The 13,118-nt window shown below is 69.9% G+C and carries 11 protein-coding genes; 6 read left to right on the forward strand and 5 right to left on the reverse strand.

The window, feature by feature from the left end; all coding sequences use genetic code 11:
- The first annotated feature begins 161 nt into the window (after positions 1 to 161).
- On the forward strand, positions 162 to 1,265 hold the full coding sequence (locus ACRXBZ_RS30390; RefSeq protein WP_168587320.1) for a DUF4192 domain-containing protein: 1,104 nt from the start codon (positions 162 to 164) through the stop codon (positions 1,263 to 1,265).
- A 44-nt stretch (positions 1,266 to 1,309) separates the two neighbouring features.
- Here ACRXBZ_RS30390 and galE read toward each other — a convergent pair whose 3' ends face one another.
- The 3 genes from galE to ACRXBZ_RS30405 form a co-directional block, all read right to left on the reverse strand.
- Positions 1,310 to 2,272 (reverse strand): UDP-glucose 4-epimerase GalE, encoded by a 963-nt coding sequence (gene galE, locus ACRXBZ_RS30395; protein WP_433881969.1) that lies wholly within the window; start codon positions 2,270 to 2,272, stop codon positions 1,310 to 1,312.
- An 87-nt stretch (positions 2,273 to 2,359) separates the two neighbouring features.
- A complete protein-coding gene (gene galK, locus ACRXBZ_RS30400; protein ID WP_433881970.1) occupies positions 2,360 to 3,538 on the reverse strand; it encodes a galactokinase in 1,179 nt (392 codons plus the stop codon).
- Positions 3,535 to 4,230, reverse strand: a complete 696-nt coding sequence (locus ACRXBZ_RS30405; RefSeq protein ID WP_168587323.1) for an iron-dependent transcriptional repressor DtxR — start codon at positions 4,228 to 4,230, stop codon at positions 3,535 to 3,537. The genes galK and ACRXBZ_RS30405 overlap by 4 nt, the downstream gene beginning before the upstream one ends.
- A gap of 122 nt (positions 4,231 to 4,352) precedes the next feature.
- Between ACRXBZ_RS30405 and ACRXBZ_RS30410 the strand changes: the two genes are divergently transcribed.
- The 4 genes from ACRXBZ_RS30410 to ACRXBZ_RS30425 all read left to right on the forward strand — a co-directional run bounded on the left by ACRXBZ_RS30410 (position 4,353) and on the right by ACRXBZ_RS30425 (position 9,330).
- The gene (locus ACRXBZ_RS30410) at positions 4,353 to 5,204 is read left to right on the forward strand and encodes a sulfurtransferase (protein ID WP_433881971.1); all 852 of its coding nucleotides are present in this window, start codon (positions 4,353 to 4,355) and stop codon (positions 5,202 to 5,204) included.
- A 75-nt stretch (positions 5,205 to 5,279) separates the two neighbouring features.
- The gene (locus ACRXBZ_RS30415; protein WP_433881972.1) at positions 5,280 to 6,455 is read left to right on the forward strand and encodes an acetoin utilization protein AcuC; all 1,176 of its coding nucleotides are present in this window, start codon (positions 5,280 to 5,282) and stop codon (positions 6,453 to 6,455) included.
- On the forward strand, positions 6,424 to 9,150 hold the full coding sequence (locus ACRXBZ_RS30420) for a bifunctional acetate--CoA ligase family protein/GNAT family N-acetyltransferase (RefSeq protein WP_433881973.1): 2,727 nt from the start codon (positions 6,424 to 6,426) through the stop codon (positions 9,148 to 9,150). The genes ACRXBZ_RS30415 and ACRXBZ_RS30420 overlap by 32 nt, the downstream gene beginning before the upstream one ends.
- A gap of 57 nt (positions 9,151 to 9,207) precedes the next feature.
- Positions 9,208 to 9,330, forward strand: a complete 123-nt coding sequence (locus tag ACRXBZ_RS30425; protein ID WP_433881974.1) for a hypothetical protein — start codon at positions 9,208 to 9,210, stop codon at positions 9,328 to 9,330.
- Between the two features lie 51 nt (positions 9,331 to 9,381).
- Here ACRXBZ_RS30425 and ACRXBZ_RS30430 read toward each other — a convergent pair whose 3' ends face one another.
- Positions 9,382 to 10,626, reverse strand: coding sequence for a YeeE/YedE family protein (locus ACRXBZ_RS30430; RefSeq protein ID WP_433881975.1), 1,245 nt, complete (start codon positions 10,624 to 10,626; stop codon positions 9,382 to 9,384).
- Between the two features lie 269 nt (positions 10,627 to 10,895).
- On the opposite strand from ACRXBZ_RS30430, the gene ACRXBZ_RS30435 reads away from it, so the two are divergent.
- Entirely contained in the window at positions 10,896 to 11,231 is a 336-nt protein-coding gene (locus ACRXBZ_RS30435) for a hypothetical protein (protein WP_433881976.1), read from the forward strand.
- Between the two features lie 96 nt (positions 11,232 to 11,327).
- Here the strand turns inward: ACRXBZ_RS30435 and ACRXBZ_RS30440 are convergent, their stop codons facing one another.
- A complete protein-coding gene (locus ACRXBZ_RS30440) occupies positions 11,328 to 12,980 on the reverse strand; it encodes a fumarate hydratase (RefSeq protein ID WP_433881977.1) in 1,653 nt (550 codons plus the stop codon).
- Positions 12,981 to 13,118 lie beyond the last annotated feature (138 nt).

Raw genomic sequence — 13,118 nt, forward strand, 5'->3', positions numbered from 1 at the left:
AGCGTTAGCGTCGACAGAGTGACGCAAATGGCCCGGCTGATCGTCACTCCATAGTGGATTTTGCGGCCGTGCTCGGCCGAGTTGTCCACAGCGGACTGATTTGTCAACAGATTCCGAAAAAGCCCTTTCGCCGAGCCGTTTCGGCGTCGATCGTTTGCAGCATGACAACGCGACTCAACACCACCATTTCGCTCACCGAACCCGCCGACCTGCTCGCCGCCGTGCCACACATGCTTGGGTTCCACCCGACGCACTCGCTCGTCGTGCTCACCCTGCACGACTTGGCGGCCACGCCGACATTCGGCGTCACGTTGCGCACCGACCTGCCCTGCCCGATGCGAGTCTGCGGCTTCGGCGAGCAACTGCTCGCCGGCCCGCTGGGCCGGCAACAAGCCGAAGCCATCATCCTGGTCGTCGTCGGCGAAGAACCGAACGTCACTGCCTGCGGCGACGCCTGCGCCGGCCGCTGCCGAGAGTTCTCCACCGCAGACGGTGGAGATACCACGCCGCCGCACGCCGACCTGATCGACGTGGTCTCCGACGCGTTCCACCGCGCCGGGGTCGTGACCGCCCACGCGTTGTGGGTGCCGGAGATCCGCGCCGGTGCCGAGTGGGCGTGCTACGCGGACCCGGACTGCTCCGGCATGGTCGCCGACCCGAAGGGCTCGACGGTCGCCGCGGCGATGGCGGCGGCGGGCGCGGTGACCTTCGGCAGTCGGGACGAGCTGCGGGCGCTCGTCGCGCCCGAGTCCGCCGAGACCGTGTCGCGCTGGTCGGCGAAGCTCGACCTGCTGACCGAGGAACGCGACGGCGGCTACGACCCGGGAAAGGTAGCCCGCGACCTGCGGGCCGTGTTCGCCGCCATCCAACGCGTCGGCACCGGCGCCGCGTTGACCGAGGACGACCTGCTGCGCGTGCTGCTCGCGGTGTCCGACACCAGGGTGCGCGACATCGCCCTGGGCACCGCCTTGGGCGATACGGCAAGGGCAGCCGAAGAACTCTGGCTGACCCTGGTCCGCAAGGCCCCCGACCCGGAAATGGCGGAGGTCGCCGCGCTGCTGGCGTTCTCCGCCTACCTGCGGGGCGAAGGGGCGCTGGCCGGTGCCGCGCTGGAGCGGATCGAGCGCGCCTGCCCCGACCACCGGCTCGGGCTCCTGCTCCAGCAGGCCATCGAAGCCGGCATCTCACCGGCCGACCTGGCGGTCATCGCCCGCGATGCCGCCGAAGACGCCCAGATCATGCTCGAAGAGGACGGAGCCTGGTGATGAATCACGACGAGACGACCGAGAACGAAATGCCTTGGCGGCGTTCAGGATTCCTGGCGCAGCCGGGTGAACTCCCAAGCGTCCCGAACGATCACTTCGAGGTCGGCGCGCCACGGGGTCCAGCCCAGTTCCTCCCGCGCGCGCAGGCTCGACGCCACCAGCGTCGCCGGGTCACCGGCCCGGCGCGGCGCGACCTTCGCCGGAATCGGGTGGCCGGTCACCTTGCGGCAGGTGTCGATCACCTGCTTGACCGAGAATCCCGTGCCGTTGCCGAGGTTGTAGATCCGGTGCCGGCCCGGGGCAGCGCCTTCCAGCGCCAGGAGGTGGGCGTCGGCGAGGTCGGTGACGTGGATGTAGTCGCGGATGCAGGTGCCGTCGGTGGTGGGCCAGTCCTCGCCGAAGATCTGCACCTGCTCCCGCTGGCCGAGGGCGACCTGCAGAACGATCGGGATCAGGTGCGTCTCGACCGTGTGCCGCTCGCCGAACGCCCCGTGTGCGCCAGCGACGTTGAAGTACCGCAGGCTGACTGCGCCGATGCCGTGGGCGTCGGCGTACGAGGTGATCGCGTGGTCGATCGCCAGCTTCGTCGCGCCGTAGGTGTTCGTCGGGCGCGTCGCGGTGTCCTCCGTGATCGGCGTGACCTCCGGCTCGCCGTAGGTCGCGGCGGTGGAGGAGAACACCAGCCGCGGCGTGCCGTGCTCGCGCATCGCGTCCAGCAGCCGCAGCGAGGTGACCACGTTGCCCTGCCAGTACTTCTGCGGATCCTGCATGGATTCGCCGACCAGCGACTTGGCCGCGAAGTGCAGCACACCGTCGAACGGCTCCGCGAGCAGCTCGCTTGCCGCCGTCGCGATGTCGGCCTCGACGAACTTGCAGCCGGCCGGGACGGCGTCGGCGTGCCCGGTGGACAGGTCGTCGACGACGACGACCTCGTGGCCGACTTCCACCAGGCGTGCCGCGCACACGCTTCCGACGTAGCCTGCACCGCCTGTGACGAGGAGCTTCACCTGCGAACTGCCTTCCGTGGTAGATCTTCTTCGGGGGCCGTCAACCAGCCGTCGGCAGCGGGTGCCCGGTGTTCGGTCACCCGGTGGTCACCGGTCCCGCCCCGCACCGGCGGAGGGTACCGCTGTGAACGAACGAGGTGCCGCGAGGTGCCGACCGTCGAATGCGTCCCGGATGGCGTGCTCGATTCCGGGCCGGTGGTCGACCGGCACGAGCGCGATCGCGGAGCCCCCGAAGCCGCCGCCGGTCATCCGGGCGCCCAGTGCGCCGGCTGCCAGCGCGCTGTCTACCGCGAGGTCCAGTTCGGGGCTGGAAACCCGGTAGTCGTCGCGGAGGCTGGCGTGCGAAGCGTTCAGCAACGGGCCGATCTCGGCGTACCGCCCGACGCGGAGCTCGTCCACAGTGGTCAGCACGCGGTCGTTCTCGGTGACGACATGCCGCACAAGTGGCCGGAGTTCTTCCGGAAGCTTCGGCAGGGTCGCCGCGAGATCGCCGATGGCCACGTCGCGAAGTGCTTTGAGCCCCAGCAGCTCCGCCGCGCGTTCGCAGCCCTGACGCCGCTGTCCGTAACCGGACTCGCTGTGCGAGTGCTTCACGCGGGTGTCGATCACCAGCAGCTCCAGGCCCACGCCGCGGGGGTCGAACGGGATCTGCTCGGAGTCGCCGGACCGGACGTCGAAGAACAGCGCATGCTCCGCGGTGCAGGCCAGCGACGCGGTCTGGTCGAGCAGGCCGGTCGGCGCTCCGGCGAAGTCGTTCTCCGCCCGCTGCACCAGGCGCGCGATGTCGCCCAGGCTCGGCGCGTTCGGTTCGCCCGGCGCTTGGTGCGCGGTGTCGAGCAATGCCAGCGCCACCGCGCATTCCAGGGCGTGAGAGGACGACAGGCCGGCGCCGGTCGGCACTTCGCCGACGATGACCAGGTCGGCGCCTTCGAGCGGGAACCCGGCATCGCGCAGGGCCCACGCGACACCGGCCGGGTAGGCGACCCAACCGGTGGGATTGCCAGGGCTCAGCTCGTCGATATTTACGGGAGATGCGCGGTGCAGTCGGCCGTCGCTGCCGAGGGTGGCGACGGACAGGAGCCGGTCGGGACGGGGACGGACCGCGACGGCCGTGCGGTGCGGCAGGGCGAAGGGGAGCACGAATCCGTCGTTGTAGTCGGTATGTTCCCCGATCAGGTTCACCCGGCCAGGGGCGGACCAGACCGCGCTCGGCGCGCCGCCGTGCTCGTCGGCGAACAACGCTGCTGCGCGGTCCGCCGGGTTCACTTGGCGCGCACCATGACCGCGTGCGCGATGCCGACCGGCAGCTCGGTGCTGCCGGTCTCGCCGCGGACCTCGATCGGCTTGTTCGGCCCGACCACGGACAAGATCTCTACCTCGTTGCCCGGCACGACGCCGACTTCCTTCAACTCGGTCATCAGGTCGGGGTCGAGCTGGACGTGCTCAGCGATGCGGCGGATGACGGCGCGCCCCCCGCCGTTGCGGGCGATCTCGTCGATCCGCTGCAGGTCGCCGTCGGCCGGCGCCTCGACCTCGTCGACGCCGAGCTCGTCGAGACCCGGGATCGGGTTGCCGTAGGGCGAGGTCGTGGGACCACCGAGCAGCTTGACGAGCTTGCGCTCGACGGCTTCGCTCATAACGTGCTCCCAGCGGCACGCTTCATTGTGGACGTGCTCCCATTCGAGACCGATCACGTCGACGAGAAGCCGTTCGGCGAGGCGGTGCTTGCGCATCACGCTGGTCGCGCGGGCGCGGCCGGCCTTGGTGAGCTCGAGGTGCCGGTCCTCGGCGACGGTCAGCAACCCGTCGCGTTCCATGCGGGCGACCGTCTGGCTCACCGTGGGGCCGCTTTGCTCCAACCGTTCGGCGATTCGGGCCCGGAGCGGAACCACGCCCTCTTCTTCGAGGTCGTAGATGGTGCGGAGGTACATCTCAGTGGTATCGATGAGATCGTTCACGTCGGCTCCCCATTCAGTCCCAACCACGATGCTAGTCGCACCGGGCGACAGCGGTCAGTGGTCGGGGAGTTGACTTCCAGGATTTCCGACAGACCTCGTCGCCGGGCTACGAAAGGGCCGCCATGCATCCTTTGATCAGTACCGATGATCTCATGGTCGAGTTGCACCGGAAGTCGCCCCCGACCCTCCTCGACGTCCGGTGGTCGCTGCAGGGGCCGCCGGGCCGGGAGTCCTACGACGCGGGCCATCTGCCGGGTGCGGTGTTCGTCGATCTGGACACCGAACTGGCCGCCGAACCGGGTCCGGCGGGCCGTCATCCGCTGCCCGATCCGGGCGACCTGGAGGCGGCGTTGCGCCGGGCAGGTGTCGACGGCGACCGGCCGGTGGTCGTCTACGACGCGGACAACGGCTCGGTCGCGGCCCGTGCTTGGTGGCTGCTGCGCTGGGCCGGGCACGAGTCGGTGGCGGTGCTCGACGGCGGATACGCGGCCTGGAGGGAGGAGGGGCGGCCCACCACCACGGATGTGCCGCACCCCGCAGAGGGCGGCTTCCGAGTCCGTCCGGGCTCGATGCCGGTGGTGGACGCGGACGCTGCGGCCCGGCTGGCCCGGGAGGGCACCCTGCTGGACGCTCGCGCGCCGGAACGCTACCGGGGCGACGTCGAGCCGGTCGATCCTCGCGCCGGGCACATCCCGGGCGCGCGGAACGCGCCGTTCGCCGCGCACATGGAGGACTCCGGTCGGTGGCGTTCACCGGAGGAGCTGGCGAAGCACTTCGCGGACCTCGGGGTCGACACCGAGGGTCCGGTCGGGGCGTACTGCGGGTCGGGCGTGACCGCCTGCTCGGTCCTGCTCGCGCTGGAACACGCGGGCGTTTCCGGTCCCCAGCGACCGGCAGTGCTGTACGCGGGTTCGTGGTCGAACTGGTCCGCGGATCCGGCCAGACCGGCCGCGACCGGATCGGAGGCCGGATGAAAGATCAAACCGCCTGGACGGGCGGGCGATCCGGGCCGCTGTGTTCGGCGACACAGTGCAGGTAGCGTCCGGGGCATGGGTTCTCAGTGCGCGGTCGTGTGGGACGAGTCGGTACTCGGCTACGACCTGGGTGGTCACCACCCGCTGCATCCGATCCGGCTGGAGCTGACCATGCGGTTGGCCCGCTCGCTGGGGGTCCTCGACGGCGTCGAGATGATCAAGCCGGAGCCGGCCACCGATGCGGACCTGCAGCGGGTGCACACCGCCGAGTACATTGCGGCCGTGCGCTCCGCGCCGCTCGCGGGTTGGGAGGTCGGCCACGGCCTGGGCACCGACGACAACCCGATCTTCGACCGGATGCACGAGGCGTCGGCGTTGATCGCGGGTGCCTCGATCCGGGCGGCCGAGCAGGTCGTGTCGGGCAAGGCCGACCGGGCGGTCAACATCGCGGGTGGGCTGCACCACGCGATGGCTGATCGCGCGGCGGGGTTCTGCGTCTACAACGACTGCTCGGTGGCCATCGCGTGGATGCTGGAACAGGGCGTGGAACGCATCGCCTACCTCGACATCGACGTGCACCACGGGGACGGGGTGCAGGCGGCGTTCTATGACGACCCGCGGGTCATGACCATCTCGCTGCACCAGCACCCGCTGACGCTGTGGCCCGGCACCGGGTTCTCCACCGACGTGGGCTCCGGCGCGGCGGACGGCGCAGCCGTCAACATCCCGCTGCCGCCGGGGACAGGGGACGCCGACTGGCGGCGCGCCTTCCACGCGGTGGTGCCGTCGGTGCTCGACGCGTTCCGGCCGCAGGTGCTGGTGACCCAGTGCGGTGCGGACGCGCACCGGGAGGATCCGCTTGCGGACCTGTCGATGACCGTCGATGGGCAGCGCGCGACCTATCAGAACCTGCGGGAGCTCGCGGACAGCTGCGCGGACGGCAAGTGGCTGGCGCTGGGAGGTGGCGGCTACTCGCTGTTCCGGGTGGTGCCGCGCGCTTGGACGCACCTGTTGGCGACGTTGTTGGACCGGGACGTCGACCCGGCGACGACCATCCCGGAGGACTGGATCGCGCATGCGGTGCGGCTGGCGGACAACGTGCCGCTGCCGACTTCGATGACCGATGGGGCCGACCCGGCCTTCCAACGGTGGTCGGGGGTCACCGCGTCCGCGGTGGACACCTCGATTCGCGACACTCGGAACGCGGTGTTTCCTTTGCATGGTCTGGATCCGGCCGACAGCCGCGACTGAGGAGTCCGAAGTGGACGGAGTGGGGCAGCGGCAGGAGGAATTCCGCCAGGAGCAGGACTACCCACGGCGGTGGGAGGCGGACGTGGTGCTGTCCGACGGCGGCACCGTGCACCTGCGACCGATCGTCGAAGCCGATGCCGACAAGCTGGTGGCCTTCCACGGGCGGCTGAGCAACCGGACGAGGTACTACCGCTACTTCGGTCCCTACCCGCGGATGTCTCAGCGCGACGTGGAGCGCTTCACCCGTGTCGACTACGTCAACCGCGTGGCGCTGGTGGCGCTGCTCGGCGACGACATCGTGGCGGTAGGCCGCTACGACCGGCTCGGTGAGCAGCAGTCGGCCGAGGTCGCGTTCGTGGTGCAGGACCAACACCAGGGGCGCGGCCTGGGATCGATCTTGCTGGAGCACCTGGCCGCCGCAGCGCGCGAACGCGGGCTGCGGCGTTTCGTGGCCGAGGTGCTCGCCGAGAACTCGACCATGGTTCGGGTGTTCCGCGACGCCGGGTACCAGGTGAGCCGGGCCATGGAAGCGGGCGTGGTGCACCTGGAGTTCGGCATCGACCCCACCGAGGAGTCGGTGGCCGTGGCCCGCGCCCGCGAGCAGGCCGCCGAGGCCCGCAGCGTGCACAACCTGCTGCGGCCGCGGTCGGTGGCGGTGATCGGTGCGTCCACCGATCACGCCAAGATCGGCCACGCGGTGCTGACCAACCTGCTCACCGCCGACTTCACCGGCCCGGTCTACCCGGTCAACCCGGAGCACCGCTCGGTGCGAGGGGTGCGCGCCTACGCCTCGGTGCTCGACATCCCCGACGAGGTCGATCTGGCGGTGGTGGCGATCCCGGCCGCCAGCGTGACCGGAGTGCTCGACGACTGCCTGGCCAAGGGCGTGAAAGCCCTGGTCATCGTCAGCTCTGGGTTCAGCGAGACCGGCCCGGACGGTCGCGAGGTGGAACGCGAGATGGTGCGGGCGGCCCGCGTGCACGGCATGCGGGTGGTAGGTCCCAACGCGCTAGGCGTGGTCAACACCGATTCGGAGTTCAGGTTGAACGCGAGCCTTGCGCCGCAGCTGCCCGGCCGCGGCCGCACCGGCTTCTTCTGCCAGTCCGGTGCGCTCGGGGTGGCGATCCTGGCCACCGCCACCGAGCGGGGGCTGGGGCTGTCGACGTTCGTCTCGGCGGGCAACCGCGCCGACGTGTCCGGCAACGACCTGCTGCAGTACTGGCAGACCGACCCGGCCACCGACGTCGTGCTGCTCTACCTGGAGTCCTTCGGCAACCCGCGCAAGTTCGGCCGGCTGGCGCGGCGGCTGGCCCGCAGCAAGCCGGTCGTGGTGGTGAAATCGGGCCGCAACGCGGTGCGCCTCGGCCTGGCGGCCACGTCGGTGCAGATCGACGAGACCAGCGTGCAGGCGTTGTTCGAGCAGTCTGGTGTGATCCGAGTGGAGTCGGTTGCCCAGATGTTCGACACCGCGCTGCTGCTGGCGCACCAGCCGCTGCCGCAGGGCGACCGGGTCGCGATTGTGGGCAACTCGTCGGCGCTGGGCATGATCGCCGCCGACGTGGCACAGGCGCAGCAGCTGGAGCTGGCCTGCGATCCGGTCGACGTGGGTGCCTCGGCGGGGCCGGAGGAATTCGCCGCCGCGGTGCGCGACGCCGCCTTGCGTTCGGATGTCGACGCGTTGGTGACGGTGTTCGCCCCGCCGGTCGCGGTTCCGGGCACCGCGTACGCCCGCGCCTTGCGCGAGGCGTTGCAAGAGGCCGGCGTCGCGCGTTCGAAGCCGGTGGTGACCACGTTCCTGGCAGCCGAAGGCGTACCAGACGAACTCGTGGTACCCGGCCCGGACGGCACGACCGGCAAGGGATCGGTGCCGTCTTACCCGAGCCCGGAGCGGTCGGTGTTGGCGCTCGCGCGGGTGACCCGGTACGCGAAATGGCGCGCCGCGCCACAAGGCCACTTCGTGCGACCACCGGAGATCGACGAGGACCGGGCGCGGTCGCTGGTCGATGGCTGGCTGGCCGCGGGAGTCACCGCACTCAGCGACGACGAGGCGGTGCAGTTGCTCGGCTGCTACGGCATCCACGTTGTGCCGTTCCGGCTGGTCACCGGGGTTGAAGCAGCCGCAGCGGCAGCCGAGGAGCTGGGTTATCCGGTGGCGCTGAAGTCGGCGAGCGACCAACTTCGGCACCGCAACGACCTGGTCGGCGTCCGCCTCGACCTGGGCAACGCCCAGGCCGTGCGGGCGGCGTACGCCGACATCCAGCAAGTCTCGGGGCTCGACGAGGTTTACGTGCAGCGCATGGCGCCGCGCGGGACCTCGTGCGTCATCGATCTGACGGACGACCCATCCTTCGGCACGCTGGTCTCGTTCGGGCTTTCCGGGGTGGCCAGCGAATTGCTCGGCGACAAGGCGTACCGCGCACTGCCGCTGTCCGATGTGGACGTGTCCGCGCTGGTGCGCGCGCCGCGTGCCGCACCGCTGCTCGCCGGGTACCGGGGCACCGAGCCGGCGGATCTCGCGGCTCTGGAGGACTTGGTGCTGCGGGTGGCGACGTTGGCCGAGGACTTGCCGGAGGTGCGCGAACTGGCGTTGCAGCCGGCGCTCGCCTCGCCGACGGGTGCGGTGGTCGCCGGTGCCAGGGTGGGCCTCGGGGCGTCGCCCGCGGCGTTGGACGCCGGGCCGCGTCGGCTTCGCTGACCGCTCGACGAACCCACCGCGTCGTCCGAAACTGGCCGGTTCCATTAATCTGGCGGCGTGGATCAGGACACCACCGAGGCCTACGTTCAGAACGGTTCGGGCGACCGGGCCTCCGCCGTGCTCGAGCACGTTTCGGCCGGTGCCAACCGGATCACGGTGCGCGCAGCCCGGCCAAACTGACGTCCAGAACGCCTTGGCCGGCAATGGCCCGCCAAGGCAGTTCGGGCGGTATCAGCAGACGGAGTCGGTGGTCTTGGGGACGCCGAGCCCGAACAGTGGCCGCAACTTCAGGCCGATCCAAGTGCCGGCCAGAGCCAGCAGACCCCAGGCCCAGCCGTGCAACGAGAACGAGGCGATCCCCGAGAAGTAGGCGCCGATGTTGCAGCCGTAGGCCAAGCGCGCGCCGTAACCCATCAGCAAACCACCGATCATGGCCGCCAGCACCACCTTCCTGGGCAGTCGCTTGGCCAGCACGAAGGCGCCGGACGCAGCCGATGCCACGAGCGCGCCGACGATGATCCCGAAGTTCAGCACGGAGGTGGAGTCGGCCAGCACCGGGCCGGCCAGGGAAGCCGCCCGTTCCCCTTGCCAGTACGGCCAACTCGCCACGTCCACACCCAGGGCCTGCAAGGCCTTCGAACCCCACAGCACGAACGCCGAGGTGATGCCCCACGGGCTGCCGCGAGTCAGCAGCACGGCGGCGTTGAGCACCGCGAGCAGCAACGCTCCGACCCACAGCGACCACGAACCCCGCAGCACGCGCCACAGCCCGCGAGATGTCGGCGGCCGGCCGGCCGGAGGCGCGTTGTGCCGCCGTGCCCAACGCGTTGCGACGAAGCCGATCGCGCCCAGGACGGCGAGTTGCACCACCAGCGCGCCGAAGTAGCCGAGACCGGTGTCCTCAGCGAGGGAGAACGAACCGAGGGTGATCGCATCGGACATCCACATTGGAAGGTGCAGGGCGCCGAGCACCGAACCGCAGACGAAGAAGAAGAGCGTGACCACGAGCAGGGTGTTCCCGCCGCCGACCGCGAACAGCGTGCCCGATGCGCAAGCGCCTCCGAGTTGCATCCCGATGCCGAACAGGACCGCGCCGACGACGAGCCCGAGCCCGATCGGTGAGACGTTGCCCTCCGGCTCGGCGCCGAAGAACGTCACGCCGCCGGCCAGGATCGGGGCGAACAGGATCGACGCCGCGCCGAGCATCAGCAGGTGCGCCCGCACACCAGACGTCTGTCCAACCGAGACGAGTTGCCGCCAGGCGGAGGTGAAACCGAAGCGGGAGTGGAACAACGTCAGCCCGAGCGCGAGGCCCAGCCCCGCCAGCAAAGCGGATTTCACGCCGACCGCAGCCGCAGCGACCACAAGCGCCACCGCCGCGATCGCCCCGACGGTCAACGGAACCCACTGCGGCTCGTCCTGCGGTGCTTCTGGTGGTGTGGCAGCCGTTGTGGCCGATGTGGCGGTGGTGGACATTCCTCACTCCCGGGGTAGGAAGGGGTCCTGTCGACGAAACCACGCGGCGGAGACCGATCACCAGTGGTTCCGAAATGTGGGAAAGATGTGGATTCAATCCGGTGCCTATTCCGCGCAACCGCTCGCTCCGGTGCTTCCGTCCTTAGGGCATGAGACGCCTACACACCGCAGTGGGCGCAGGGGCTCTGCTCCTAGCGTTGGCAGCCTGCGCCCAACAGCCAACCAATGAAGTGGGTTTCGGCGGTCAGCCCCCGGCTCCGCCCGGACCGGTGCAGCCGAAGCCGGAACAGGAGCGCGCGCCGGTCGCCGAGACGGCGGTCGACGTTTCGGCGCTGCCCAAGGGATATCCGAAGAAAGTGTGGACACAGGACGACGGCGCGGTCATCGTGGCGACCGGTCAGGAAGGCGGCTGCAGCAAGGTGCACGCCGAACTGGCCGAGCAGACCGCAGACCACGTGAAGGTGGTGCTGGTCGAGGAAACCCCGGAACCGCCGGGAATCTGCACTATGGACCTGCGCTACCCGCCGGTGGCAGTGCAGCTCGATGCGCCGCTGGACGCGCGAAAGGTCGTGCTGGAACAACGAGATGTCAAGGTTCCCCGCTGATCGGTGACCACGCGATACCTGCCCATCGCGCCGATCGGTTGGGCTGAAACCGGTACTCCCGCAGGAGGTGCGGATCCTGCGGGAGTACCGGCGTTGTCAGCGGCCGAAGGAGATCTGCAGGGTCGGCTTGGTGGCGTTGGCGAAGAAGTCGTTGCCCTTGTCGTCGACTACGACGAACGCGGGGAAGTCTTCGACCTCGATGCGCCACACCGCTTCCATACCGAGTTCGGGGTACTCCAGCACCTCGACCTTGCGGATGCAGTCCTGGGCCAGGCGCGCGGCGGGGCCGCCGATGGAACCGAGGTAGAAGCCACCGTGGGTGTGGCAGGACTCGGTCACCTTCGCCGACCGGTTGCCCTTGGCGAGCATGACCAGCGAGCCGCCCGCGGCTTGGAACTGCTCGACGTAGGCGTCCATTCGACCGGCAGTGGTCGGGCCGAACGAGCCGGAGGCGTAGCCCTCCGGGGTCTTGGCCGGGCCCGCGTAGTACACCGGGTGGTCACGCAGGTAGTCGGGCATCGGCTCGCCGGCTTCCAGCCGCTCGGCGATTTTGGCGTGCGCGATGTCGCGCGCCACCACCAGCGGGCCGGTCAGCGACACCCGGGTCTTGACCGGCAGCTTGGACAGCTCCGCCCGGATCTCCGCCATCGGCCGGTGCAGGTCGATCTTGACGACCTCGTGGGAGAGCTGCTCGTCGACCACGTCCGGCAGGTAGCGGGCCGGGTCGCGTTCGAGCTGCTCCAGGAACACGCCCTCCGGGGTGATCTTGGCCTTGGCCTGGCGGTCCGCCGAGCAGGACACCGCGACACCAACCGGCAGCGAGGCACCGTGCCGGGGCAGGCGGATCACCCGAACGTCGTGGCAGAAGTACTTGCCGCCGAACTGCGCGCCGATGCCGAACTGCCGGGTCATCTCCAGCACCTGCTGCTCCATCTCGACGTCGCGCAGGGCGTGCCCGGACGCCGAGCCCTCCCGCGGAAGTTCGTCGAGGTAGCGGGCCGAGGCGAGCTTGGCGACCTTGAGGTTGAACTCGGCGGACATGCCGCCGACGACGATCGCCAGGTGGTACGGCGGGCAGGCCGCGGTACCCAGCGAGCGCAGCTTCTCCTCCAGGAACCGGCCGAGCCGCGTCGGGTTCAGCAGCGCCTTGGTCTCCTGGTAGAGGAAGGTCTTGTTCGCGCTGCCGCCGCCCTTGGCCATGAACAGGAACTCGTAGGCGGGGTCGGTGCCGGGCTTGTTGTACAGCTCGATCTGCGCGGGCAGGTTGCTGCCGGTGTTGCGCTCGTCCCAGAAGTTCAGCGGCGCCATCTGGGAATACCTCAGGTTGAGGTCCTGGTATGCGTCGAAGACGCCCCGGGCCAGCGCCTCTTCGTCGCGGCCGCCGGTGAGCACGGTTTCGGTGCGCTTGCCGATGACGATGGCGGTGCCGGTGTCCTGGCACATCGGCAGCACGCCCCCAGCGGACACGCACGCGTTGCGCAGCAGGTCGGCGGCCACGAACCGGTCGTTGGGGCTGGCCTCCGGGTCCTCGACGATCGCGCGCAGCTGCGCCAGGTGGGACGGGCGCAGCAGGTGCTGGATGTCCTTGATCGCCTCGGTTGCCAGGGCGGTGAGCGTGGTCGGCTCGACTTCGAGGAATCGTCGCCCGGTCGCCTCGACGACCCGGATCCCGTCCGTGGTCACCAGGCGGTAGTCGGTGTTGTCGGGGCCGAGGGGGAGCACCTCGGTGAAATCGAACGTGGTGGTCACGTCGCGGCTCCTTTGCGCGCGTTCGGGTTACGCGATGACCAATAAAACCGCGCGGTCGATCAGCGCGTCCACGGGGGGTGGCCCAGGTGTGACGGATCGCCCGCCGAACGAGGCCCTGGAAGCGCGGCGGCGCACCTG

This window comes from Saccharopolyspora hattusasensis (assembly GCF_050972075.1).
Taxonomy (GTDB): domain Bacteria; phylum Actinomycetota; class Actinomycetes; order Mycobacteriales; family Pseudonocardiaceae; genus Saccharopolyspora; species Saccharopolyspora hattusasensis.

Coding starts and splice junctions, on each gene's coding strand:
- ACRXBZ_RS30390 (WP_168587320.1), top strand. CDS start 162: ATGACAACGCGACTCAACACCACCATTTCGCTCACCGAACCCGCCGAC.
- ACRXBZ_RS30410 (WP_433881971.1), top strand. CDS start 4,353: ATGCATCCTTTGATCAGTACCGATGATCTCATGGTCGAGTTGCACCGG.
- ACRXBZ_RS30415 (WP_433881972.1), top strand. CDS start 5,280: ATGGGTTCTCAGTGCGCGGTCGTGTGGGACGAGTCGGTACTCGGCTAC.
- ACRXBZ_RS30420 (WP_433881973.1), top strand. CDS start 6,424: ATGGTCTGGATCCGGCCGACAGCCGCGACTGAGGAGTCCGAAGTGGAC.
- ACRXBZ_RS30430 (WP_433881975.1), bottom strand. CDS start 10,626: ATGTCCACCACCGCCACATCGGCCACAACGGCTGCCACACCACCAGAA.